This is a genomic window from Thermobaculum sp. T2p, from assembly GCF_059335935.1.
Genome location: NZ_JANZYQ010000026.1, coordinates 63239 through 87688, shown reverse-complemented (window position 1 = coordinate 87688; position 24450 = coordinate 63239). Strand labels below are relative to the sequence as shown.

The window sequence follows — 24450 nt, the reverse complement described above, 5'->3', positions numbered from 1 at the left end:
GATGGAATCGGCTGTTTTGGCCACGTTGGTCATGGCCTCGTACTGCTCTACTGGATCTGGGATCTCCACTAGGTCCATCCGCCATCCCTGCGGCACGAACACCCCAAACCTTACTCCTCCATTCTCAGGCATTCTGTTTAGTTCCTCCTTTCGTTTCTTAGTCTAGATAGCAATTATTGAACCAGTACAGCATCATTTTTCGGGTGGTAGCTTTTTACTCCTATTACGCCATAATAGTATGGAGCCTATATATTCATCCACATATTCTCGTGTCAATAACACTGCTAAGATCTCTGCAGAGGCTATGAGTTGTGCAATTACTGTTGCGTAGAACAATGTTTTACTATATTCCGGAAAAAGGAAGGTGTGCACTAGGAATATATAGCCTATGACTACAGCTGCCCTTGTCGAGTACAGATGCAAGTTACCTATTCTTCGGAATCTTATCCATCCTACTGAAATTACGATGAGGTAAACAACTATTACTAATATATAAAGCAAAGTATTATCTTTAAATACCTGGGGCTTAAGAATTAAAAGCCATATGACTGTAGATGCGAGTAGGAGGTTATCTGATAGGGAATCTATTCTTGCACCTTCTTTTGTAACTTGGTTCAACCTTCTTGCTAGCTGTCCATCAAGAGCATCCGTTAATCCGGCTATGATCAGACCAAACGCCACCAGTTTTGCGTATCCTAGTAGCGCTACTACCCAAAGGACAGGCACCAATAATAGTCGAAAAAGAGCCAATAAGTTGGGTACGGTGGCATAGTATTTTTCTACATGTTTCATAAAATTATGTTTACTTGCTGTTTTCGAGCCCATTATACTTCTTGGCCCTATTGCTTAGTTAGTAATCTAGTATTCAAGCAAGTCCGATTAGTTTTGATAGTTTCTCAGATAATCTGCTAAGAATTATGCCAGTACCTGCTCCTATCAGGACATCACTGGGATAGTGGAATCCCAGGTATATTCTTGAAAAGCCTACCAATGCAGCAAATCCGTAAAATAGCTTTCTCAGCTTTTTGTACTTTCTTGCGAACAAATCTGCCCCTATAAAGGCTAAGGTTGAGTGCCCGCTGGGAAATGACCAGCTATTGGGCTTACGACCTACGACCATGGCTCTAATAAGTTTTATATAAGGCCTACGCCTCCTGAACCTTTTCTTGATTATCTGCTCTACTAGGACGTCCGTAGAGGCTATAGTTGCCAACACTCGAAGGGAGAATTTATAGTCTCCTGTCATCTTGAAGTTGATCACATCTGCTATGATCCAACATAAACCATGCTGGCAGAAGGTTGAAATCATAGACATGGTTTTTCTAGATAAGTAGGTGTGTGGTAAGTGATTAATAGCTACAAAGAGAATTGTGTCAATTGTTTGCCAAGGCTTAAGCTTCTTGGAAAGAGACTTAATTATGCCTATGGTTTCCTCTGTTGAGACAAGGTAAGTGTGAATCTCTTCCGAAGGATAAGCATGACCTTTACTTTCGTACAACAGTTATCTCTCCTAAAAGGGTCGTGGTAGAAGTTTGAAATAATCTAACCAATCTCAATGTTATAATGATTGGCAAGAGAAATGCTAATCATCTCGAGGTCAATTGTAAACGGAGGTTGTATTTTGGCTACTCAAGTTCACCCAATTGAAGTTACGGACGAGAATTTTGAGGAGAAGATCCTGAAATCTGAAATCCCAGCTATCGTTGACTTTTGGGCTCCTTGGTGTGGCCCGTGTCGAATGATGGCTCCTGTTTTTGAGGAGTTGGCTGGTCAGTATGCAGGCAGAGTGCTCTTCGCAAAGCTTAATGTGGATGACAACATGCAGACGCCGAGCACCTTTGGCACCTACAGTATTCCTACTCTCATCATTTTCAAGGAAGGACAGGAAGTACAACGGTTGGTTGGGTTTACGACTAAGGATAAGCTGTCTGCTGTTATTGACTCGGTGCTGTAGTGTAATAGCTAATAGCTTGTATGGCCGGGCTATTGCCTGGCCATATTCTGCTTAATGCAAGGAGGAAGGCATTATGATAGCTCGTGATGAATTCGCGAAGCAAGAAGATATAGAGGCAATTTTGAAGTATCACACGATGGCTATAGTGGGACTCTCTCCTGATCCTTTCAGACCTAGTCATGTGGTAGCTTCGTACCTGAAGAGGCATGGCTATAGAATAGTGCCTGTAAACCCCTATGTAGAAATGGTCCTAGGAGAAAAAGCATATCCAGATCTTGCAAGCATTCCATTTCCGGTCGATGTGGTGGTTATATTCCGCAGGTCAGATGCTGCAGGTAAGGTTGTTGATGAGGCCATTCAGAAGGGAGTAAAAGCTGTTTGGATGCAAGAGGGAGTTATAGATGATCTGGCTGCACTAAGAGCTCGTAGAGCTGGCATACGAGTTGTCATGGATAGGTGCATACTAAAGGAGCATGCCTATCTAGCCCACCAGCCTATACCGGTATCTTATGAGTCATCTTCGGAAGATTAGTTCTTAGGGAACAGCTATCTCGACTATCCTCCCGTCTGTCGTACTGCAGTTCACTAACTGCAGCTTATCTCCCCTGACTACTAACTTTTCGCAAGTGTAATCGGTCTTTATATAGGATTTACTATTATTGACTGGTGTCTCTATGCTTACTTTGAGTACCCTAGGTGAGTCATCAAAATAGATTCTCTCTCTGACTTCTTTGTTATCGTATCCCGGGAATATTCTTGTCCAACAAGAAGCTTTGCTCTGCTCATAGGCCGAGAGAAATCTTTGCTTAGCTTCTTGGTCTGTATTTATCCCCGGCATTGTACTAGTGATTCCTGCGTCTGGTAACCCCATATCTTTGCAACTTGCCATACCGTTGTTATCCCTAGTGGTAAATGGTAAATTACAGGCAGCTATTAGCATAACAATGAGCGTTGCGGTTACAACTTTTGACATCAACATAGCTATCGACTTGGACGACATTTTGGGAGCAAATCCTTTCTATTCTCCAGTTATTTTCAAATTTTCACTTCTCCACGGAGCTACCTTTGATGCTATGATACCGAGTGTTAGAACATGAGCAAGGAGTGGTCACATGGCAGATTATACCCCTAAGAAGAGCGATAAATTTACCTTTGGACTATGGACCGTAGGTAATATAGGTCGAGACCCCTTTGGTGATCCTGTAAGAACGCCCATGACCCCAGAGCATATAGTACATAAGCTCAGCGAGCTCGGGGCCTATGGCGTGAACTTCCACGATAACGACCTAGTTCCGTTTGGAGCATCGGCACAGGAGAGAGATAGGATAGTCAAAAGCTTCAAGAAGGCCCTAGAAGATACCGGTATGGTAGTTCCCATGGCTACTACCAATCTCTTCACACACCCTATATTCAAAGATGGTGCTTTTACATCCTCAGACGCTAAGGTTAGGGCATTTGCTCTACAAAAGACCATGCAGGCAATAGATCTGGGAGCGGAGCTAGGAGCAACTACTTATGTCTTCTGGGGAGGAAGAGAAGGTTCCGAGACCGATGCCTATAGGAATCCTGTTGATGCTATCAAGCGATTTAGAGAGGCAATTAACTATTTGTGTGATTACGTGATCGATCAGGGCTATAACATGCGTTTTGCCCTAGAACCTAAACCTAATGAACCTAGAGGAGATATTTATTTCCCCACAGTAGGACATATGCTACATTTCATCTCTACTTTGGATCATCCCGATATGGTGGGTTTAAACCCCGAGTTTGCTCATGAGACCATGGCTGGCTTGAACTTCGTACATGCGGTGGCTGAAGCGATAGAGGCTGGTAAGCTATTTCACATAGATCTGAATGATCAGATAATTGGGAGATACGATCAAGATTTCAGATTCGCCTCTGAAAATCCCAAGCGCGCATTCTTCTTGGTGAAGCTACTTGAGGACAGCGGCTACGATGGGCCCAGGCACTTCGATGCTCATGCCTATAGGACAGAGGATGAAGAAGGGGTTTGGGCTTTTGCCAGAGGATGCATGCGATCCTACCTGATATTGAAGGAAAAGGCGCAAAAGTTTAATGAAGATGCCGAAATTCAAGGACTGCTAGCTGAGATCAGGGCTGAAGATGAAAACTATCAGGGACCAAGTGCCTCAGACGGCTACTCTAGGGAGCATGCGCAAGAGGTAAAGGATTATAAGTTTGATGTCACCGCACTATCGCAGCGCGGAAGGAAGTATGAGGAGCTGGATCAGTTAGTAATGGAGCTGTTGCTCGGAGTGAGATAGTATTTACGTGGTTTTCTGTCTGGGCGTAGTTGGCTACGCCCAGACATGTTTATTTGACTACTGTTATTCCAAGATCATCTATGCCTTGCAGCAAATATCTTTCTACAGTTCCGTTGTATATATATTCTGGTATATATGGTTGTCCTATCAGTTCAGATAACTCTAATGCCTTATCCTTTATCAGCTTGATAGCTCCCAATGCCAGCCTAAGCAAGGCTTCTATGATCTCGCGTGTATCTTCTACCGGCATTAGCCCAAGGCATATCATCATGTCGTTCTGATAATTATCAGGAGTAACTGTCAAGCTCAGGGCAAGTTTCAACGCATCCATCTTATTCTTAGCTGCTATTTCAGGATTGAGAGGTCTAAGTATGCCAGGTAGGTACTTAGCTGCTTCCATAGCTGACCATCTGACGCCTATATCGTCTCGATGCAACCAAGCGTTCTTGGCTTTGCTGACGCACTCAATGAAGTCTTCTACCTCCATGCCAGGAGAGGGATGATTGATCTTCCCATAGGAGAAAAGGGATTCATACTTGGGACTTACCCATAGCACTCTGTAATGCTCTTCTGCAGGAAGAAACATACTCCAATCTACAGGCTGTTCGTGTTCCATTTGCCAGTCTTGTAGGCTTTGAGCTCCCATAGATACGTGTGTGAGCTGATTATCATCGCTTTCTAAGAAAAGAGTTCGGTAGGAGCATCTAGGAGTTTGTGATGTCACGGTAGTTATATCTATATCGCTAAAGTTCTGAGACTCCCCTCTGGCCCTACTACCCGCTAGTAGCACTGCGATAGCTTCTGGTTCTTCATCACGTGCCCAACTAACGACTATTTGTAGCATATTTTCTTCTGAGTCAGCCCTGTGAATCATAGATTCTCCTTCTGTTCGGTAGTCGATATGTATAAGCGGGTTTGATGTACAATAGCTCTCGGTAGGAGGTCTCATTATGGTCAATTACTATAAGTATATGTCAGGCCAAGGCATTATCGAGGATACCAAAGCAGTGCCGGTAGAGGTCCCGCTTACCTTCTACATAAATGGAAGTCAATGGGTGACTCTCATGGCCACCCCAACTAAGCTAAATTTTCTGGCCATAGGCTTCCTCTATACTTCTGGAATCATTAGGAGTCTTGACGACCTTTTGTACCTTAGGGTATGTGAAGAAGATAATGTTATAGAGGTAATGCTTGCTGTTCCCGAACAAGACCTAGACCAACTGCTATCTAAGCCGAGATCTATCACCTCTGGCTGTGGTGGGGGAGTATCCTTTACCATACTTGATGAGTACAACACACCAATAAGTCAAAGCAAATTGAGGCCAGAAGATGTAATCAGTGTAATGCATAATCTACATCTTGCTTCGGAAACTTACCGTGAGACAGGAGGCATACATACTTGTGCCTTGTCTCAGAAAGATGACTTACTAGTGGTTGCTGAGGATGTTGGCAGGCATAACGCTGTTGACAAAATAGTTGGTGAAGCCTTGTGGAAAGGGATTGATGTAAGGGATAAATGGCTTATCTCAAGTGGGAGGATCTCATCCGAGATGGCCCTCAAAGCGGCTCGATTGGGCTGCCCTGTTATTATATCTCACACGTCACCGACTTCCCTGGCTATAGAGGTGTGTAATAGGATAGGCATAACCCTAATAGGTTATGCTAGGGGTAATAAGTTCAATATCTATTCTGGTTTCGATAATCTAGTTTTGGAAGAAAAGTACCTGGAGAAGAGAGGGGCAGTTGGTTAGATATACACGTGAAGAAGTTGAGAATATCTTAGTAAAGCATAGATTAGCTGGGGCTGGATTAGCACATTCGCGTGAGAATAATATCGATCATATATATAAGCTTGTGAGAGGTGAGCTAGGAGTTACATTAGGTATAGAACTGATACATCAGGCTTTGGATGAAGGTAAGCTGAAGCCTCAAGAGGTATTGGATACAATAGCTTCATGGACCGGTTGCCCAACGGATATAGAGCATTTATCTGGCCAAGGTTACATAGCTCCATCTTCCACGTACAAGGCTCTGTTGTCTGCAAGCACAGCCATAAGGCAAGCTATTGACATGAAGTCTACTTTCATATTTGCTACTGGGCATCCGGCTAATATGCTAAGTCTTTATTCGAAGCTTGCTGACTACGTGAGCCGGCGAGGTTGTAGGATCATTGATGTCATACCCGAGAATATATCTTATGATGGCCTGAAATTATCGTTGCTTAATGGTGTCTATGTGGCTTCTGTGAGTGATAATCCTGTACATACTCATGACTACCACCTAATGGAAGAGCTCTTATCCAAGATAGATATTCCGGACCTAGCGATCGCTGATCATGGATTTGCTGGTGGGGCAGTTAACCGCGGCATAGAGACCATATGTGTAATGGATACCAATGATCCAGGAGTTGCGGTAGCAGAAAAACTAGGAGCACCAATGATAGTTGTACCTTTCAACGATAGTGCTCCATCTGCCGATGTTGATGTCGTTTTCCCGATAATAATCAGCATGGTAGAAGCCTCGGAGCAGTAACATTGTCTACAAGATATGGACGATACGAAGTCAAGCGTAAGATAGGGGTGGGGGGAGTAGCTACCGTCTATCTTGCTACAGATACATTGTTGGGCCGCTCTGTCGCTATCAAGGTTTTGAACCCTGATGTGGACCCTGGACTCAAGCGCAGATTCTTAAGTGAAGCTCGTGCTGTGGCTGTGCTGAATCATCCTAACATAGTTGATGTCTACGATGTGGGCGAAGAAGATGGCACACCTTTTATTGTCATGGAATATGTTGATGGTCAAAGCTTAAAGGAGTTTATAAAGAACCAGGGGAGGCTTTCATTAGAAAGGGCTAAAGCTATAATTTCGCAGGTTGCTGATGCTCTTTCCTATGCGCACAAAAATAAGATAATACACTGTGACGTTAAGCCCCAGAACATACTTATTAGTAAAGATGGAAGGGCTAAGCTAGTTGACTTTGGCATCGCTCAGGCCCAGATAGATAGCACTCAGACTAGTTCAGCCAGGGCGTACGGTACCCCGCTATATATGGCACCCGAGCAGCTAGTTGGAGATAAGGTTGACGAGCGTACCGATATATACAGTCTGGGGCTTGTGCTCTGGGAATGTATTACGGGTACTCCTCCCCAGAGATCCCAAGTTTGGGAACCTGTTCGCTTAGATCAAGGTAAAGTTAGTCCTGAGATTTTAAGGATAATCAAGAAGGCTACATCGCAGTTACCGGAAGATAGGTATCAGAGCATAGATGCGTTTCTTAGAGATTTACATGGTCTGTCTCCTCGCTCGGCGACGGCTTTATCGGAGGAGAGCACCGTAACGATTCCAACCAGCTTTGTACCAAAGAGTGGAATCACTAATAGACGAAGAATACGGGCTCTCCCCATTGCCTTGTTGCTGGTAATGCTAATATTAGCGATTACCTTATGGAGATGGCCAGATGTCTACTCTCTAGGAAGAGGATTAGGCTCCGGAACTTTAACCACATCAGATACTAAGATAACTGTACCCTCGTTCGTAGGAATGAGTCTGAGGTCGGCAAGGCAGCTTGCTCAACGGAGTGATGTTCAATTACGCGTCAGGTACGAAGATGGAAGAACGGGATCAGTAGTCGTATCTCAGTCACCCTCCCCAGGCGAAAAAGTCGACAAAGGTAGCTATGTTACGGTAGTTCTCTCATCTCGGAAAGGCGCTAGCGAAAATGCTCCATCTGGAAGCCCTACGCCTAATATAGAGCCTGTGCCTGGCAAGATAGTCGGACAGCTACTAGCTACAAACAACGTTCATGTCAAGACGACAGTCGATGGGGATACAAATGAGTTTGATTTACTCCCCGGTGAGTATCGGCAGATAGAGGCTAATACATACCTTAGAATAGAAGCTAATCCTGCTCGAGACTTAATGGTCACAGTTACCACAGCTTCGGGAAAGCGTAGTGGTAATTTACTTGATTTAGCCTCCCAGCTCAGTGGGGAATCTATAGCTGGGCCATCCGCGTGGGTCTCATTTGGATCTCAGAGTAATCAAGGCGATGAGCAATCGACCCAGCCATCGAAAGCAGCCCCTGTTGTGCAGACTGAACGAAAAGATAATAAAAATTCTAAAGATTTGCCCAAACCTCCGAAGCCACCCAAGCCAGAAAAATAAGGCCCAAAGGAGATAGAATCTAGTAACAACTCCTAAGGAGGATATAGATAATGGATTACAGATCTTTGGCTGATGACATAGCGGCCTGGATAAAATCCAAGGTCGATGAGGCGGGAGCTCATGGCATAGCTCTTAACCTCTCGGGCGGCATAGACTCTGCAACCGTAGCAGGTCTGGCGGTCAAGGCTGTTGGTGCTGATAATGTGCATACGTTAATTCTGCCCGTACATAGTAACCCTCAGGATGAGGAGCATGCTCGGCTGGTTGCTCAAAAGTTTGGACTCAACCCTCAGAAGATAGATCTTTCACCGGTGTTTGATCTGCTTATACGGACTTTGCCTGAAGGCTCTGATTTGGCAAAGGCGAACTTGAAGCCAAGGCTGAGGATGATAACCATATACTATATTGCTAATACTAATAACCTATTAGTAGTCGGTACTGGTAATAAGACTGAGATAATGGTAGGTTACTACACCAAATATGGTGATGGTGGTGTAGATATACTCCCTATAGGAGGCCTTTACAAGAAGGATGTTCGGGAATTGGCTAAGGTGCTTGGGGTTCCTGAGGAGATAATAGCTAAGCCTCCTAGCGCAGGTTTGTGGCCAGGTCAAACTGATGAGGGAGAGATGGGTATTACTTATGAGCAACTAGATAGAGCCTTGGAGGCTATTGAAAAAGGGGAGAGAAACGGCGTTCCTGAGGATGTGTTCTTGATGGTGCAGTCTATGGTACGTAGGTCATCTCACAAGAGAGAGCTTCCTGCCATCTACTCTCCAGTAACATCTTAGTTGCAAACAGTACCTGGGGGCCTTATAATCCGTGAACGCAGATGGTTATTGATGGAGGTCCTAGGGAGAGATATATGAAGCTTTGGTGTCTACAAGAGAACTTAAGTAGAGGACTGTCAGTCGTAAGCAGAGCAGTTAGCCCTCGTGCTACTCTCCCCATACTAGGTAACATACTTCTGGCTACTGAAGGCGGTAGGCTGAAGCTCCAGGCAACCAACTTGGAGCTTGTCATAACTACTTGGGTGGGGGCAGATATAGAAAGAGAAGGTGTAACTACTGTCCCTGCTAGGCTATTCACTGAATTTATATCTAGTCTCCCAAATGAGAAGGTTCTTCTTGAACTTAATGAAGGGCACAAGCTACATGTAGCTGCTGGTCACTCTGCTGCTGATATTCACGGTATGGATCCTGAGGATTTTCCAACGGTGCCTTCGCCGTCGGAAGAACCTACATTGAAGTTGGATGCCAGCGTGCTAAAGGACATGATAGAGCAGGTTGTTTTTGCTGCTGCCACAGATGATAGCCGCCCAGTTCTAGCTGGAGTTTTGTTCAAAATTGAGGGTGACAAGCTTACAATGGCCGCAGCTGACGGGTTCCGTCTGTCGGTTAGGGAGCAGGGTATAGATAGCTCGGCTGAGAACATGAGCGTGATAGTGCCTGCTAAGGCTTTGGACGCACTGTCGCGGCTTATTGGGGATCATGAGGAACAGGTGGAGATTACCGTTAATCCTACTAAATCACAAATAGTCTTCCAGTCTGATAATATAAATGTTATATCTAGATTGATAGACGGTAACTTTCCTAACTATGCACAGATAATTCCTAAGCAATACGTTACGCGGACTGTAATACACACTAAGGAGTTTAGGGAGGCTATAACTAGGGCGCTGATCTTTGGAAGAGATAGTTCAAATGCTGTGAAACTAACTATATCTCCAGGTGATGAGGTTGATACAGGCAAAGTAGTTGTAAGTGCTACCGCTGCAGAGGTAGGATCAGGTAGTGATTCCCTAGAAGCTACTGTGGAAGGCGAGGGAGGACAAATCGCATTCAATGGTAGATATCTAACCGATGTACTCTCGGTAATCGAGTCTGATCGAGTTGCACTAGAAACACAATCTCCAAACTCACCTGGGGTGATTCGCCCAATTGGCAATAGTAGCTATACTCATGTCATCATGCCGATGCATCTAGTTGGAAGGTAATAGAAATAGAGAGTAGGAGTTATTAGTAACTCCTACTCTCTACATAAATCCGTACGGTATATTCCTTCTTGGATCTAAGATGGGGTAGGTGCGGCTTTTGAGTATTGATTCCACTCTATGCCAGAAAGCCTCTATCTCCAGTGGAGTCAAAAGTTCCCTCAGCTGCTTATTGAGTTCTTCTACTTTAGATTTGTCCGATACCTTCGATTCAAGCTCGATAAGGATATCCTCTGGTATAGGTTCTCCACAGAACTCCCATATAACCGTCCTCAATTTCGGCCTGGGGTGAAAGGTAAGACCGTGATCAATTGCCCAGACGTTATGGTTTTTGCCTCGGAAAACGTGAGCAGGCTTCCTATCGGCATTATTGACTATAATGTCGAACAAAGCCAACCTCTGTAACTGTGGGATATCCTCGGCTTGTAAACTATAGATGTGTGGCTCAGTCTCGGGTTCCACGTATATCTGCAGCGTGCCAATGCCTTTTGGACCGGTACGAATTACCGTCTGTGGGATAAGGTTCCAGCCTAGCCATCTGCTCGTGATGTAAGAAGCGTACTCTCGCAGATAAAGAGTACCGTCCGGGAAGTCGATAAGTGGAGCTTCTCCAACTCTTGGCTTATATACTGCTCTGTGTTTCAGGCTTCCCAAGGATACTTGGACGAAGTAGGTGTAATTAGAGCCCCAAGGGGCCAGAGCCCCTCCCTTAATCTCTCCATGCTTCAGTAGTTGTTCTATCTCTGATTCTGTTAGCTGGGAGTCTTCAGAGCACTCTCTTTCCATAGATCTCTCCCATGGATGCGCTCTATGGGCTCTTCTTCTGTACCTGGTGAAAAATTCATGGTCCATTTGGAGCTCCGTGTTGGAGTATACCTATAGGTTTATACATGATCAAGCGAAAAGATATTCCTGTGCTGAAGTTTCTAGTTTAGGTCCAGATTACTAGTGGAAGATGTTGCGTGGAGCCCATCTATCTTGCTTTGCAGCCTATGCAGTCTCTTATGTAGTCTGCGTAGGTTAGTGTGTAGGCAGCAATCTGAAGCGGCTATAGTTATAGCAGTTTGCACCATTTCTAGCGCTTTATGGTAGTTTCTCTCTTCGTGCTCGTAGTGTTTGGCCAGTTCCTCTAATATCAGTGCTGATTTGTTATCAGAATGCAAAGCAATGTTGTGGAGTGCCATTATTAAGTCACTCTTTTGTGCCATGCCTCTTATGATAGAGCTGAGCCTTCGACATATATCCAGCTGTATATGTCTAGGCAGTGGATAAGATAGGGAGTAGTTATATACAATCAAGGCTTTTTCATATTCACCGTTAGATTCATATATTTTCCCTAAGCTATAAGCATCCAAAGGATACAAAGATTGAAGCTTATAACCGTTGTTGTATAACTGACATGACAGCAAAGTGATACCGGTTAGCGCCAATAGGTCGTACTTGTTATGATCTAATATGGACTCAATAATCTGGGGGGTTCCTTGTAGTAGATAGAGGGCATACATTTCCGGAATCAGCCTGCTAGGCAGATCGTTTGCCCTCACAACTCCTAACAGTTCTCTCTCTAAATTGGTTAGCCTGCAGCTAATTAACCTCTCTTTCCATAACCTTCTAGCTGGGTAGAGCATATCTGCGTGCCTATGTATGCTTACAGTTATAGCTTTCCAATCTAGGGCTAGCTCAGAACACCTAAACTCTAGCATCGGTAAATCGAACATCTTACCATTGAAAGAGAGTATAGTTGAAAAATTGGTCATGAAAGTGAGCAGATAAGCTAACATGTCCCTTTCATAATTGGGATGCTCAATAGATAACTGCTGTACGATTATGTTCCCGTCTCGAAAGTAGGCACTACCAACCGCAATAATGTAGGTCTCCGATGAATGGTATAGCCCGGTTGTTTCCAAGTCTAGGAGCAAGATGTCTTCCAGAGAGACGCTAAATAGTGATTGGTCGCTGCAGAGCGCACCTAGCGAGCTTAGGTCAGTGTCGAATAGCTTACTAAGGTCGCTTGATCCGTATAAGCAAGGCGCTGAGTAAACAGTAGATCTTAGATAAACACCTTCCCCAAGAATTTGTATCTTCTCCTCTTTGGGAGACAACATATTAGGTGTCCTTTCAACCTACTAAGATAAGAATTTCTAAAGAATTAATTCTTCCTTCCTGGATAGTGCCTAGTGGGAAGAATTATACTGTATCCTTAGTGTAATACTCCATTACTTCTTAGATTTAAAGATAAGTGATCATGTTGCAAGTATATCCTTGTCTAAGAGAATGCAGATTAGCTGACGTATATACAGACTTGTGGCTGCCTATTGATGAGTCATATGTGTACATGAATATGGTAACGACAGTTGACGGCAGGGCTACTATAGATGGTAAAGCATATCCTATCGGTGATGATGCTGATCATTATCTGATGCGTAGACTAAGGTCATTTGCAGACGCCGTGATAGTCGGGGCTGGGACGGTTCGTAATGAACGTGTATCTGTAGATATGACTGAAGATATGCAGCATGAGAGGATAGCTGCTGGCAAAGCAGCTAATCCACGTCTTGTTATAGTCTCTGGTCAGGGCGAGGTAAAGCTGTATAAATCTCTCATGGAGCTAGGTAAAGAAAATCTTATTATCTTTGGTAGCAACAAATCCCTGTTGGATCTCTCTGATTATGCTTCTGTACACGTTAGTAGTCATCCATATCCTAAGCCTGAAGAGGTGATATCTACTCTAAGGGACCGGTATGGGCTTATCAGGCTGCTTTTGGAAGGGGGGCCAAAGCTCAACGCCGCCTTTATCGAATCAGGTTCTGTGGACGAGCTCTTCTGGACTATAGCGCCAAAGGTTATAGGTAAAGAAGGACTTCCAATGGTTGTGCCAACTTCCGAATTACCAGTTAAGACTAAACTGCAATTGGTTAGCCTTTATGTTAGTGATAGCGAGATCTTTACTAGGTATAAATTTGTTGAATAACCTGATCATGTTATTTTATGTAACGAACTCGATGTATAAACGTTCTTAATCATAGCGGAGATAGTAAGTGATATTTTTCTGTAAACTAAGTGTTGTCTCCTATAGTGCAAGGGGATGTGTAGATCATACTAGGGGTTTTGCCGTATGGAAAATAAAGCGATTAATCAAGCTTACACGCAACCCAAGGTGGTTGTAATTGGTGGTGGTACTGGTGTTTATGTGGCCCTAATGGGACTTAAACACTATACCCAAAACCTTACTGCTATTGTAACCATGGCTGATAGCGGAGGAAGCACTGGCCGACTTAGAGACGAGTTCGGTCATTTACCTCCGGGAGATCTTAGGAAGGCCTTAGTTGCCTTGGCTGCAGATGATGAAGCCACTTTGATGCTTCGTCGGCTATTTGAATATAGGTTTGAGAAGGGTAACGGTCTAAGTGGTCATACCTTTGGTAACCTATTCCTGACGGCTCTCACTGAGATAACAGGTAGTACAGATAAGGCTGTTGAAGAAGCGGCTAATATTCTAAACGTCAGGGGAAAGGTTGTTCCAGTTACACTAACAGATACTCATCTGGTGGCGGTCACAGCAAGTGGTAATGTGATCAAGGGTGAAACAAATATAGATATAAGGAGGGACGACCCGGAAGATCCTATCGATAAGGTATATTTGGATCCACCTGCAGAAGCTAATCAGAAAGCGATTCAGGCTATAGAGGACGCTGATGTTATAGTCATAGGACCTGGAGACCTGTTCTCCTCGGTTATACCAAACCTATTGGTTGATGGTATTCCTGAGGCAATAGGGAGAAGTAGGGCTACTAAGATATTTGTAGTCAACATAATGACTAAGCACGGTGAAACTGATGGCTACAAAGCCTCTGATTTCATAAGACAGGTTCTAAGATATCTTAGAGGGCATTCTGGATTAGACTACGCGATAATTAATTATCATGAGCACATACCATCGGATGTGCTTCAAAGGTATGCCGAACAGAAATCAGTACCTGTAAGTATCGACTTGGCAGAATGCCATCAGCTGGTACCCAAACTTATTGTAAGACCTCTCACGAAGACTGGTGCATACGTAAGGCATGATCCTCAGCTTTTGGCTGAGGCTGTAATGGATGTATATGCTCAAGTATCCTCTCCGGCGTCTTCTGAAGTTGATAAGCAGTCGGTAACTGTTAGCCAGTAACTTCTTGCCACCTAAGAAACCCCGGCTCAGCACATGAATGCCCGAGTCGGGGTTTCTTATTGAAATCTGATACCTTGATATATTGTTTCTAAAGTAGAAGGTCTTATCACCTGATTGACAATCGAATAGTGCATTCAAGATAATGATACACTATTTGCGCATAGCCTCTTGAATAAGCGAGGTCTGCATTATGGGCTATTGGGAAGCACTCGATAAGGGAACAAATTACCTATCACCCTCTGACAAGGAGCTCATACGTCGTGCTTATGAGGTTGCCGATAGGGCTCATCAGGGAGAATATCGTAAATCTGGAGAGCCTTTTATTTCGCACCCTGTTAACGTAGCCCTGATACTCGCAGACCTCAAGCAGGATGCTCAAGCTATAGCATCCGCGTTGTTACATGATACGGTTGAAGATACAAACCTCACACTAGACGACATAGAGACTATTTTTGGTCCTGAAGTATCTCGTCTTGTTGATGGGCTAACTAAGCTTAACAAGATACGGCTCAGTCCCGATGAAGAGAAAGATCCTAAGGAGCAGCAGGCCCAGGCCGAGAACTTAAGAAAAATGTTCTTGGCTATGGTTGAGGATCCCAGAGTAGTCCTTATAAAGCTTGCTGATCGTCTGCATAACATGCGCACTATTGAGCATCTTCCTCGCGACAAGCAATTATCGAAGGCTAGAGAGACGCTGGAGATCTATGCCCCCTTGGCTGGTAGATTGGGAATATTCAAGTTCAGAAGTGAGCTTGAAGATCTTAGCTTCAAGGTTCTTTCCCCGGACAAATATAGAGAGATAGCTGCACAGGTAGAAAGGTCTGGGGTTACTAGAGGTAAGTATATAGAACAGGCTATAGATGTTCTCAAGAAGGCCTTGGATGCTGAGGGAATACCTGCGGAGATTACTGGAAGACGCAAACATCTGTATAGCATATATCGCAAGATGGAGCAAAAACAGCGCTCTTTTGATCAAATCTTTGATGTCCTTGGGTTGCGTGTGATCACCGACGAGGTGATGCAGTGTTATGCAGCATTGGGGGTGATCCATAGTATTTGGAGACCGATCCCGGGGGAGTTCGACGATTATATAGCTATGCCCAAGGAAAGCATGTACCAGTCACTGCATACTGCTGTGGTAGGACTGGATGGTAAACCCCTGGAGATACAAATACGTACTCGAGATATGCATGAGGTTGCAGAGTATGGTATAGCTGCGCACTGGAGATACAAAGAGGGGAAGAAGGCTAACGAGGCTGCTGAACATAGGATTACATGGCTTAGACAGCTCTTGGAATGGCGAGATGAGGTCGCCGATGCACAAGAGTTTGTTGAATCTATGAAAAGCGATCTACTCCAAGAGCACATTTATGTTTTTACCCCTAATGGGGATGTTGTTGAGCTTCCCAGAGGTGCTACGCCGATTGATTTCGCATACAGAATTCATACTGAGATAGGCCATCATTGTGTAGGAGCAACTGTCAACGGTAGGCTTGTCTCGCTAGATTACGTCCTTCAGAACGGCGATGTGGTAAAGATACGTACTAGCAAGACTAAGCAAGGACCAAGCAGAGATTGGTTAAATCCTGCTTATGGTTACGTGCGCACAGCCTCTGCCAGGGAGAAGATCAGGCAGTGGTTCAGGAAGCAGGAGAGAACAGAAAATATTGCTCAGGGCCGAGAAATGGTTGAAAGGGAGCTAAGAAGGCTTGGCCTCGAGCATCTAAAGCTAGAAGAGGTTGCTGCTCATTTCCCAAACTATCAGAAGCTGGATGACTTCTTAGCAGCTGTAGGTTACGGAGCTATCAATACATCTCAGATAGCTGGTAAGTTGGTGGTCCAAGAGCAAAAGACCATCATGTCCGAGACTCTGCCCAAAGCTGTCGCAGCTGCGACAGATGTCAAGGTGATGGGTGTTGGAGATTTGTTGACTACGTTGGCAAGATGTTGTTCTCCGATGTTGGGTGATGAGATACTCGGATATGTAACTAGAGGGCGTGGCGTTTCTATCCACAGAGCTGACTGCCCAAACATCCAAAAAGCGGATCCCGAGAGGATCATACAGGTAAGCTGGGATGGTACTCAGAAGCAGCTTTACTCTGTAGTTCTGCAGGTAGTGGCCATAGATAGGGTTGGCCTGCTCCGAGATGTGAGCACTGTAGTTTCAAATGAGAAGATCAATATGAGAGATGTACAGACCTTCGATCATAAGGACCATACGGTAACTATTCAGTTTGCTGTAGAAGTTGCTGATGGCGCTGAGCTGAGCAGGCTGCTTCTCAAGCTAGAGAGGTTGCCAGATGTTATAGAGGTCAGACGTAGGACTCCTTCTGCCTCTGCTGCAAAGACAGCTTAGAGCTAGGGTTCTCTCGTGAGTTGTAAACGAACCTCATAACCCTCTATCATTGATCTGTCTTATTGTGAAGCCTTAGGTCTTATAATATCCGGAAAGGGGGATAGATCCCTGAGTGCCAACCTACTATGCGCTCAAGATAGCTCTTTTTATCGCTCCTAGAGTTCCTCACGATGTTGGTTACTTTATATGTAGTCTTGTTGGACTTGTCTTCTGGGTATTCAATCGACCTGCTAGGAAAGCTATAACAAATAACATAACTCATGTGCTGGGTCCTACCACCTCAAAGTCACTCATCAACAAGTGTGTAAGACAGGTCTTTGTTAACATAGCCAAAGATTATTATGACCTGGTTCTGCTGTCGACCAAAAGGCGTGGTGCCATGCTAGACAGGCTTAGTGTAGAGGGGGTAGAGAACGCGGAAAGGGCTCTATCACAGGGGAAAGGTCTGATAATAGCTTTCGTTCATATGGCTGGATTTAATCTTGCCTTTGAATTGGCAACCGTACTCGGATTTCCTGTCTGGGTGGTCGTTGAGCCTCTCAGACCCATCAAGGTAGGTAAGTTAGTAACATCTTTACGGAGCTCACCAGGTGTGAACATAATTGAGGCCGATTCATCTGTAGTTAGGAACATACTGCGTGTGCTTCGAGCAAATGGTACGGTAGTGTTAGCTGTTGATAGAAGTGTGTCCAATAAAGGAGTAGAGGTGACATTCTGTAATTATAGAACTTTACTCCCAGCTGGTGCTGCTACATTGGCGTTACGAACAGGTGCAGCTTTATGCCCTCTTCTAATAACTAGGATGCATGGGAACAGAGTACACCTCAAACTCTACGAGGAGCTTGAGAAGCCCTCTACTGGAGATTTTGAGCAAGATGTAAGGATACTTACGCAGCGGCTTGCAGATATATTTAGTCAGCATATACAGAGACATCCTGGACAGTGGGTAATGGCACGTGATGTTTGGTCCGAGAATGCGACCTAATCCCTTTTACTTTTATCCAGATTCCTCAACTTTCTGAATAGCTCCAGTTCCTCATTGCTTAGATCGCCAGAAATTTTGGCTAGCACTCTCACCAATAGATCACCAGCTGGGGTATTGGATTTTCCTATATTAGGCAGTCCTTTGCCTGCTAATCTCAATACGGTACCGCTTTGAGTGTGAGGAGGAATCATCAGTATTAGTGTTTTACCGTCAGGGGTGGTGAGAGGTACCTCTCCACCAAAGATGCATGTGTAGATGTCAACCATCACTTCTGTTCTGATATCCCTTCCTTCTACCTGAAAGGATTTATCAGGTTTAATGCTTATAAGCAGATATAAGTCCCCTGGCTCTTCGCCGATTTCTCTAGCGTTGCCCTTACCAGGGATCTTCACCCTGCTGCCATTGGTTACTCCTGCAGGGATATGAACCTCAAGCCTCTTATTTACATCTACTGTTCCCTTGCCTCGACAGGTATTGCATAAACGTGAGGCTCTTAACCCCCTACCATTGCATTCAGGACAGGTTGACTCCTGTTGTAGCTGCAGTATCCTTGTTGTTCCTAGAAAGGCTTCCTGTAGTGATACTTCTACTTTTTGTTCTATATCATCACCCTTCTGAAAGCTAGAAGTACGAGTTCGGTTAGTCGTTTGAACTCTTCGGCCAGTGGTAAATATATTCTTGAAAATATCCGAGATGTTTTCAGTTTCAGGTTTGGAGTAAGTACGAAAAGAGGCAATCTCGCGATCGTATTTTTTGCGTCTCTCAGGATCAATTAATGTTTGGTAAGCCTCGTTTATCTCCTTGAACCTCTCTTCGGCCTCTTTACTGTTTTGGTGTAGGTCAGGGTGATATTGTCGAGCTAGTTTTCTATAGGCGACACGTATTTCTTCCTGAGATGCCTTTTGATTTACGCCTAATATTTCATAGTAGTTCTTGTTCATCCGGCGTATCTTCCCTAGACCTTAGAAATCTTTGCAGATGGTTTCCTTCTAACCCTTCGCCGAAGCAGCATCAACAAGGATGTAACGACAAATAGTAGTAATATCAGGATGAATAGACCGACTACTGGAGCTAGCATTGCTAGGATCACTACTGTGCCTGCTCCCAGATCCTCGAAGACGCTCACTACAGGGTTCGCAAGTCCTCCAGTAGTTATTGTCCACAAGGGCCGTGTACTAGCTTTGATAGCATGCAGACTACCTGCTGATATAGCGCCTAGTAGGTAGGAAATCCAAGTGTTGCCATCGAAGTTGTAACCCACTGCTGCAAAAAGAATGGCACCAGCTAATGGTCTAATAACTGTACCTATTAGATCATTGAGATGATCGATAGTTGGTACCTTATCGGCCACTACTTCTAATGTTACGAGTATTACCAGTATGACTATGGCCATTGTGGATGTAAGAAAGCTGAAGTTATCAGCGATCTTAACCCATCCGAATCTAGCACCAAGCGATATGAGTAGAAGTGCTAGATAAGGATTCCATCCGGCAGGTGCCGATGCTCCAAAACCTGTAGCTATTGAGCTTAGGGGATCCATATAGGCTAGCCTCAGCGTAATATAGGAGTGTTTTCTCTATTCTAGCTTCTATTTGCCGAGTTATTTGCTAATCTGCCGTATTACTGCTACCAGCTTGCCTTGTATCTGTATGTCATCAGGCGAGACATATATAGGCTGCATGGTTATATTTGCTGGCTGCAGTCTGATCCTGTCTCCTTCATGGTAGAACTTCTTGAGTGTAGTAGCTTTTTCCTTCTCAAGCCAGACGGCAACGGTCTCTCCATTTTCCGCTGTGTTAGCATGCCTCATGATAATAAGATCGCCATCGTCTATTAGCGCATCTACCATGGAATGCCCCTTCACTCTAAGAGCGAACAAGCCATCAGATTTGAGGTTGAGCAATGAGTTGTTTACCTCTATGGTATCGGCCCATACTGCTGGATCACTAAGATCTTCTGGAACTTCAATAGGGCTTCCAGCAGCTATGACTCCTACTACCGGTATAGTGGTTACATTTTCCTCGACCTTTTTGAACGGTAGGGATATACCACGGCTTATGTTCTTGTTCCTGGTTATATATCCCTTTTCTTCTAGTTGCTTCAGGTTGTAGTCAACTACAGAAGTAGAAGACAGTCCTAGAGATCTTTGTATCTCTCTGACTGTTGGAGGGATGCCATACTCTTGTATAAATTCCTGCAGGAAGGATAGTATTTGTTGCTGCTTAGCTGTTAATTTGTCTTTCGCCACAGGGTACCCCCTTTACTATATTTTGTGTATATTTCATTATTATACATTATAGTTTTGAACATTAGTTCACGCTAGTAGATTATAGCGGATATAGCGACAATTATAGAAATTGAAAATCCCTTTGACTAAGTGCGATAAGGTAGGCTAAATTCATATGTTCGACTATTTTAGCTAGAAACGTGGGTTGTTATGGCAGCTGAAAGAATATTTGTGGCCCTAGACCTTGAGATGACAGGGCAAGATCCAGAACAGGATGAGATTATTCAGGTAGGTGCGGTTAAGTTCACTCAGACTAGGGTTCTTGGGAGATGGGGAACGCTTGTGAGACCTAAGATCAAGCTTCCTTTTCGTATAGCAAGGCTCACAGGCATAAACCCTAACGATCTCAATAAAGCTCCGGTCTTTGATTCGATAAAGGATAAGTTGAGATCCTTTGTAGGGGATCATCCAATTGTTGGTCATAGTATTGGGAATGACTTATCCTTTCTTGCCAAGCAAGGCTTAGCTCTTGAGAATCCCAGCCTAGATACTTGGGAGCTAGCCATGCTTTTAATGCCTAGTCTCAATGCTTATTCTTTGCAGGGAGTTGCATCTGCTTTAGGTGTGTCCGTCGACAATCATCATGATGCCTTGGCGGATGCGGAGATCACTAGACAAGTGTTCCTAGGTTTGCTTGCTAGGTTAAGAAGATTGAATCCAAAACTGGTTACCCAAGTACTCAAGCTTACAGATAATGTTGACTGGCCGATGAAAATGGTCTTCCAGACGCTATATGAGGAGGTTTGGCAGTCACAGGCAGCTCGTCCTTCCGGCAACATAGGATCCTTGCTGGCATCGAAGGGGATAACCGAAGAAGACATAACAAGTAACTTGTTGTCAGAATCACCCAGGCCTTCCCCTCTGCAGCCCAAAGAGATTACCGAATATTTGGATGAATCCTATATAGAATCTATTTTCTCACCTGATGGGGAGCTGTCTAAAACTTTTCCTGATTATGAGGTGCGAGACCAGCAAATAGATATGGCCCTAGAAGTGGTCAGGAGTATTAACAATAATAAACACCTGGTTGTAGAAGCTGGTACTGGAACAGGAAAGTCCCTAGCCTACCTTATCCCAAGTGCTATATTTGCTCTGAAGAATAACCAGCGAGTGGTAATCTCTACAGATACCATCAACTTGCAGGATCAGCTTTATAACAAAGATATTCCTGCCGTTAGGAAGTTGCTTGGGAGTAAGGGTAAAGATCTAAGAGTTAGCCTAGTGAAGGGTAGAAGTAATTACCTCTGTCTGAACAGGTGGGAAAGGTTTCTAAGATCGGGAATAAATACACCGGAAGAAGCTAAGTTTGCGGTAAAGGTACTGTTATGGTTGCAAACCACGATCACAGGCGATGTGTCTGAGTTGCCGCTGACCTCGGATGAGAAGCAATTCTGGCAAAGAGTATCTGCTACCGAGGAGACTTGCACGACAAGAGTTTGCCGAAACCGAAAGGGAAGGCAATGTTTCTTGTTCCGCGCTAGAGTAGAGGCTGAGTCCTCTCACCTTGTGGTCGTAAATCACGCATTATTACTCTCTGATCTTGCTTCAAATAACTCTGTCCTCCCCAACTATGATTACCTGATAATCGACGAAGCTCATAGACTAGAGGATCAGGCTACTAATCATCTTGGCTTTGAGGTAGATAGCAGGGCGTTACATGAGCTGCTCAACAGGGTAATGGATAACTCCAATCCTATCCGCCCAGAGGGCATATCCGCCAGATTGCCGGTCCATATGCAGGGTAGTCGTGCCTCCAACGCAAACCTAGATCAGGTAACCAACATAGCCATGAGGCTTGCTCAGAGGGCTGACAGGGCTAGAGCTAGGGTAGATGAGTTCTTTGCCAGCCTTGGGAGGTTGCTGCCTGCCTCCTTGGGAATGCACAACGGTTATGATGAGCATTTGAGGCTGACTGCTGAGGTGAGAGGAGGGGAGCAGTGGGAGGGGGTGTTGCTGGCCTGGGAGAATCTGAGGCTTGCTCTCAGGGAGCTGGTGGATGAGGTACATCGCTGTGGAGAGCTTCTGGAGAGCATGGAGGGTTTGCACATAGCAGAGTATGAGGAGTTGCTGGCAGAGGTGCAGGCTATAGAGGTGTCCCTGCAAGACTATATCCATGAGATAAATTCTATTATCATCTCACCTACAGATAATGATGTGACATGGCTCTCTTACTCCCGCAGATATGGAACGATTACTTTGCATAAAGCCCCCTTAGATGTAGGAGGCATACTACAGGAAGAGCTCTATTCTAAGAAGAAGGCAGTTATACTGACCTCAGCCACCCTAACTACAGACCGTAACTTTGATTATGTAACTGGGCGTTTGGGATTATATGAATTCCAGCAACTTATGTTGGGGTCACCATTTAATTACCAAGACACTGCTTTATTGCTAGTACCTACAGATATACCTGAGCCAGGCACACCTGGTTACCAGGACGCTGTGGAATCATTGGTAGCTGAGCTTGTGTTGGCTGCTGAGGGGAGGACAATGGTGCTATTTACCTCTCACAGTGCGGTGCAGGCTACCCAGAAGGCTATCTATAGGGAGCTTGCAAGACGTGACATACTTGTACTCTCCCAGGGGGAAGGTTCCCGACATAGGTTGCTCCAGCAGTTCAAGTCAAATCCTAGGACAGTTCTACTTGGCACTAGGTCCTTTTGGGAAGGTGTCGATGTGGTTGGTGATGCTCTTAGCCTGTTGATAATAGCCAAGTTGCCTTTCGAGGTCCCTAATGAACCCGTATTTGTGGCTAGAAGTGAGACTTTTGCTGATGCTTTCAATGACTATGCTATTCCTCAGGCTATACTTCGGTTGAAGCAAGGCTTCGGCAGATTAATCAGGAGTAAAAGTGATAGAGGTGTGGTAGTCATACTCGATAAAAGGGTTCTTACCAAGAGATACGGCGTCAAGTTCCTAACATCTTTGCCTAACTGCAAGATGCAGAAAGGACCAGCTCGATTACTAGCTTCTGAAGTTAAAAGGTGGTTAGGTCGGAATTCGGAAGAACGGTTATCTGTTAGCAGGTATTAATGTTGTATTCTGATTGCTACCATTTGACGTTGGGGTGGCAGTGACGACTATAGGTTTTTCCTCGATAGCTGGAGTCTGACTAGCTCTATCATTACTGTTATACAAGAGTACAGCGATGGGAATAGCACTCAATATTACTCCAATGGTTATTATTCCTACTAGTTTCGTTATGCAGCCACTAGGCCCCGAAACTTTGGCTGTTGAGGAATAGCTTTTACTATCTCTTATAGAAGTTATTCCTCGATTGGCGCTAATGTCGTAGCCAGTTGATGTAGGAAGCGATTTGGATTCCCATCTCTGAAGAGCCTGGGCCATTTCTTCGGCAGATGCAAATCTGTCCTTAGGATTTTTGGCCATAGCTTTGAGTATGATGTTCTCTAGGTCTTGGGAGACGTCTGTGTGAAGAAGGGTAGGTCTAACAGGCTCTTCCTTAACATGGGCTAAAGCTACTGCAATAGGATTCTCGCCTGGAAAAGGCACGAACCCAGTCACAGCCTCGTATAGTACTACGCCAAGCTGATAGATGTCCGTTCTGGGAGTTACAGGACCGTTCTGGGCTTGTTCTGGTGAAAGGTACTGAGCTGTACCTAGTGTGACGGTTTCTTCGGTAAGAGTTGCCTCTGTAGTGACTTTTGCTATCCCGAAGTCTGTGACCTTTACTATACCGCTAGGAGCTACAATTATGTTGTGAGGTTTGATATCTCTGTGTACCAGGCCATGTTCATGGGCGTACTGCAGGGCGTTGGCAACTTGCCAAGCTATATCTACTGCTCTTCTGGGTGATAGAGCTCCATTCTGAACTATCAGCTCTTTAAGGTTCAGTCCCTCGACATATTCCATTACTATATAGTGAAGGTTGCCATCGTTACCAACATCGTATACGCTGACTATATGTGGGTGATTTAGAGCCGCAGCGGCTTCAGCTTCCCTCCTAAATCTAGCTAGGAATCTGTGGTCATCGCTCAGGGATGGATGTAGTATTTTGACCGCTACTCTCCTACCTAGAAACCTGTCTTTGGCTAGGTATACCTTAGCCATGCCGCCTTGGCCAAGCGGTTGAAGCAACTCGTATCTATTGTTCAGCACTAGATCTATGACTGCTATAGGATATTCTCCCTTGCCTTAAATCACTTTCCCTTGAAGTAATGTTATGAGACCGTTGGATCAGTGTCAAACATGGGAAACAGCTCCAAGTTGGACATATGGCACTCCTCTTGCTCTCTCTT

23 protein-coding genes and 1 pseudogene are annotated in these 24450 nt (G+C 44.7%); 13 read left to right on the top strand and 11 right to left on the bottom strand.

Going from position 1 to position 24450, the window contains the following annotated elements:
* From N2245_RS12315 to N2245_RS12305, 3 genes and pseudogenes are all read right to left on the bottom strand, one after another.
* A pseudogene (locus N2245_RS12315) lies at nt 1–132 on the bottom strand (LLM class F420-dependent oxidoreductase); the annotation flags it as partial.
* Between the two features lie 60 nt (nt 133–192).
* Complete coding sequence (locus N2245_RS12310) at nt 193–792, bottom strand: CDP-alcohol phosphatidyltransferase family protein (protein ID WP_494537030.1); 600 nt, start codon at nt 790–792, stop codon at nt 193–195.
* 73 nt (nt 793–865) lie between these two features.
* A complete protein-coding gene (locus N2245_RS12305) occupies nt 866–1498 on the bottom strand; it encodes a phosphatase PAP2 family protein (RefSeq protein ID WP_494537029.1) in 633 nt (210 codons plus the stop codon).
* 123 nt (nt 1499–1621) lie between these two features.
* Here N2245_RS12305 and trxA point away from each other — a divergent pair, with 123 nt between their 5' ends.
* Complete coding sequence (gene trxA / locus N2245_RS12300) at nt 1622–1954, top strand: thioredoxin (protein ID WP_494537028.1); 333 nt, start codon at nt 1622–1624, stop codon at nt 1952–1954.
* Between the two features lie 73 nt (nt 1955–2027).
* Nucleotides 2028–2486, top strand: coding sequence for a CoA-binding protein (locus N2245_RS12295; protein WP_012874936.1), 459 nt, complete (start codon nt 2028–2030; stop codon nt 2484–2486).
* A gap of 3 nt (nt 2487–2489) precedes the next feature.
* On the opposite strand, the gene N2245_RS12290 is transcribed toward N2245_RS12295, so the two are convergent.
* Entirely contained in the window at nt 2490–2927 is a 438-nt protein-coding gene (locus N2245_RS12290; protein ID WP_494537027.1) for a hypothetical protein, read from the bottom strand.
* Nucleotides 2928–3066: 139 nt separating this feature from the next.
* On the opposite strand from N2245_RS12290, the gene xylA reads away from it, so the two are divergent.
* Complete coding sequence (gene xylA / locus N2245_RS12285) at nt 3067–4239, top strand: xylose isomerase (RefSeq protein WP_494537026.1); 1173 nt, start codon at nt 3067–3069, stop codon at nt 4237–4239.
* Nucleotides 4240–4288: 49 nt separating this feature from the next.
* Here xylA and N2245_RS12280 read toward each other — a convergent pair whose 3' ends face one another.
* Entirely contained in the window at nt 4289–5113 is an 825-nt protein-coding gene (locus N2245_RS12280; protein WP_494537025.1) for an aminoglycoside 6-adenylyltransferase, read from the bottom strand.
* Nucleotides 5114–5189: 76 nt separating this feature from the next.
* Between N2245_RS12280 and fdhD the strand changes: the two genes are divergently transcribed.
* The 5 genes from fdhD (at nt 5190) to dnaN (ending at nt 10398) form a co-directional block, all read left to right on the top strand.
* Complete coding sequence (fdhD, locus tag N2245_RS12275) at nt 5190–5990, top strand: formate dehydrogenase accessory sulfurtransferase FdhD (RefSeq protein ID WP_494537024.1); 801 nt, start codon at nt 5190–5192, stop codon at nt 5988–5990.
* Nucleotides 5983–6771 (top strand): phosphatase, encoded by a 789-nt coding sequence (locus tag N2245_RS12270; RefSeq protein WP_494537023.1) that lies wholly within the window; start codon nt 5983–5985, stop codon nt 6769–6771. Before fdhD ends, N2245_RS12270 begins: the two co-directional genes overlap by 8 nt.
* 2 nt (nt 6772–6773) lie before the next feature.
* Complete coding sequence (locus N2245_RS12265; protein ID WP_494537022.1) at nt 6774–8402, top strand: protein kinase domain-containing protein; 1629 nt, start codon at nt 6774–6776, stop codon at nt 8400–8402.
* A 50-nt stretch (nt 8403–8452) separates the two neighbouring features.
* Complete coding sequence (locus tag N2245_RS12260; RefSeq protein WP_494537021.1) at nt 8453–9193, top strand: NAD+ synthase; 741 nt, start codon at nt 8453–8455, stop codon at nt 9191–9193.
* Nucleotides 9194–9267: 74 nt separating this feature from the next.
* Complete coding sequence (gene dnaN, locus N2245_RS12255) at nt 9268–10398, top strand: DNA polymerase III subunit beta (protein WP_494537020.1); 1131 nt, start codon at nt 9268–9270, stop codon at nt 10396–10398.
* 39 nt (nt 10399–10437) lie between these two features.
* Here the strand turns inward: dnaN and N2245_RS12250 are convergent, their stop codons facing one another.
* Both N2245_RS12250 and N2245_RS12245 read right to left on the bottom strand, forming a co-directional pair.
* Complete coding sequence (locus N2245_RS12250) at nt 10438–11247, bottom strand: SCO1664 family protein (RefSeq protein ID WP_494537019.1); 810 nt, start codon at nt 11245–11247, stop codon at nt 10438–10440.
* Between the two features lie 74 nt (nt 11248–11321).
* Entirely contained in the window at nt 11322–12500 is a 1179-nt protein-coding gene (locus tag N2245_RS12245) for a ribonuclease H-like domain-containing protein (protein WP_494537018.1), read from the bottom strand.
* A 230-nt stretch (nt 12501–12730) separates the two neighbouring features.
* On the opposite strand from N2245_RS12245, the gene N2245_RS12240 reads away from it, so the two are divergent.
* The 4 genes from N2245_RS12240 to N2245_RS12225 all read left to right on the top strand — a co-directional run bounded on the left by N2245_RS12240 (nt 12731) and on the right by N2245_RS12225 (nt 17904).
* The gene (locus N2245_RS12240; protein ID WP_494537017.1) at nt 12731–13366 is read left to right on the top strand and encodes a RibD family protein; all 636 of its coding nucleotides are present in this window, start codon (nt 12731–12733) and stop codon (nt 13364–13366) included.
* A gap of 144 nt (nt 13367–13510) precedes the next feature.
* Complete coding sequence (locus tag N2245_RS12235) at nt 13511–14563, top strand: gluconeogenesis factor YvcK family protein (protein ID WP_494537016.1); 1053 nt, start codon at nt 13511–13513, stop codon at nt 14561–14563.
* A 190-nt stretch (nt 14564–14753) separates the two neighbouring features.
* Nucleotides 14754–16919, top strand: coding sequence for a RelA/SpoT family protein (locus tag N2245_RS12230; protein ID WP_494537015.1), 2166 nt, complete (start codon nt 14754–14756; stop codon nt 16917–16919).
* 112 nt (nt 16920–17031) lie between these two features.
* Nucleotides 17032–17904, top strand: coding sequence for a lysophospholipid acyltransferase family protein (locus N2245_RS12225; RefSeq protein ID WP_494537014.1), 873 nt, complete (start codon nt 17032–17034; stop codon nt 17902–17904).
* On the opposite strand, the gene N2245_RS12220 is transcribed toward N2245_RS12225, so the two are convergent.
* Genes N2245_RS12220 through lexA form a run of 3 tightly spaced genes read right to left on the bottom strand, consistent with a single transcriptional unit; the run spans nt 17901 to nt 20152 of the window.
* Nucleotides 17901–18845 carry a DnaJ C-terminal domain-containing protein gene (locus tag N2245_RS12220; RefSeq protein ID WP_494537013.1) on the bottom strand — a complete coding sequence of 315 codons (945 nt, stop codon included), beginning with the start codon at nt 18843–18845 and terminating at the stop codon, nt 17901–17903. The genes N2245_RS12225 and N2245_RS12220 overlap by 4 nt on opposite strands.
* A gap of 14 nt (nt 18846–18859) precedes the next feature.
* Nucleotides 18860–19444, bottom strand: a complete 585-nt coding sequence (locus N2245_RS12215) for a DUF4126 domain-containing protein (RefSeq protein WP_494537012.1) — start codon at nt 19442–19444, stop codon at nt 18860–18862.
* Between the two features lie 60 nt (nt 19445–19504).
* On the bottom strand, nt 19505–20152 hold the full coding sequence (gene lexA / locus N2245_RS12210) for a transcriptional repressor LexA (protein ID WP_012874953.1): 648 nt from the start codon (nt 20150–20152) through the stop codon (nt 19505–19507).
* A gap of 189 nt (nt 20153–20341) precedes the next feature.
* On the opposite strand from lexA, the gene N2245_RS12205 reads away from it, so the two are divergent.
* Entirely contained in the window at nt 20342–23224 is a 2883-nt protein-coding gene (locus N2245_RS12205) for a helicase C-terminal domain-containing protein (RefSeq protein ID WP_494537011.1), read from the top strand.
* Here the strand turns inward: N2245_RS12205 and N2245_RS12200 are convergent.
* Entirely contained in the window at nt 23204–24310 is a 1107-nt protein-coding gene (locus tag N2245_RS12200) for a protein kinase domain-containing protein (RefSeq protein ID WP_494537010.1), read from the bottom strand. The genes N2245_RS12205 and N2245_RS12200 overlap by 21 nt on opposite strands.
* Between the last annotated feature and the right edge of the window lie 140 nt (nt 24311–24450).

Excerpts from the sequence above, each read along its gene's own strand:
- N2245_RS12245 (WP_494537018.1), bottom strand. The coding sequence starts at position 12,500 with ATGTTGTCTCCCAAAGAGGAGAAGATACAAATTCTTGGGGAAGGTGTT.
- N2245_RS12280 (WP_494537025.1), bottom strand. The coding sequence starts at position 5,113 with ATGATTCACAGGGCTGACTCAGAAGAAAATATGCTACAAATAGTCGTT.
- N2245_RS12260 (WP_494537021.1), top strand. The coding sequence starts at position 8,453 with ATGGATTACAGATCTTTGGCTGATGACATAGCGGCCTGGATAAAATCC.
- N2245_RS12235 (WP_494537016.1), top strand. The coding sequence starts at position 13,511 with ATGGAAAATAAAGCGATTAATCAAGCTTACACGCAACCCAAGGTGGTT.
- N2245_RS12215 (WP_494537012.1), bottom strand. The coding sequence starts at position 19,444 with ATGGATCCCCTAAGCTCAATAGCTACAGGTTTTGGAGCATCGGCACCT.
- fdhD (WP_494537024.1), top strand. The coding sequence starts at position 5,190 with ATGGTCAATTACTATAAGTATATGTCAGGCCAAGGCATTATCGAGGAT.
- N2245_RS12220 (WP_494537013.1), bottom strand. The coding sequence starts at position 18,845 with ATGAACAAGAACTACTATGAAATATTAGGCGTAAATCAAAAGGCATCT.
- N2245_RS12310 (WP_494537030.1), bottom strand. The coding sequence starts at position 792 with ATGAAACATGTAGAAAAATACTATGCCACCGTACCCAACTTATTGGCT.
- N2245_RS12250 (WP_494537019.1), bottom strand. The coding sequence starts at position 11,247 with ATGGACCATGAATTTTTCACCAGGTACAGAAGAAGAGCCCATAGAGCG.
- dnaN (WP_494537020.1), top strand. The coding sequence starts at position 9,268 with ATGAAGCTTTGGTGTCTACAAGAGAACTTAAGTAGAGGACTGTCAGTC.
- N2245_RS12205 (WP_494537011.1), top strand. The coding sequence starts at position 20,342 with ATGGCAGCTGAAAGAATATTTGTGGCCCTAGACCTTGAGATGACAGGG.
- N2245_RS12240 (WP_494537017.1), top strand. The coding sequence starts at position 12,731 with ATGAATATGGTAACGACAGTTGACGGCAGGGCTACTATAGATGGTAAA.
- N2245_RS12295 (WP_012874936.1), top strand. The coding sequence starts at position 2,028 with ATGATAGCTCGTGATGAATTCGCGAAGCAAGAAGATATAGAGGCAATT.
- xylA (WP_494537026.1), top strand. The coding sequence starts at position 3,067 with ATGGCAGATTATACCCCTAAGAAGAGCGATAAATTTACCTTTGGACTA.
- N2245_RS12290 (WP_494537027.1), bottom strand. The coding sequence starts at position 2,927 with ATGTCAAAAGTTGTAACCGCAACGCTCATTGTTATGCTAATAGCTGCC.
- N2245_RS12230 (WP_494537015.1), top strand. The coding sequence starts at position 14,754 with ATGGGCTATTGGGAAGCACTCGATAAGGGAACAAATTACCTATCACCC.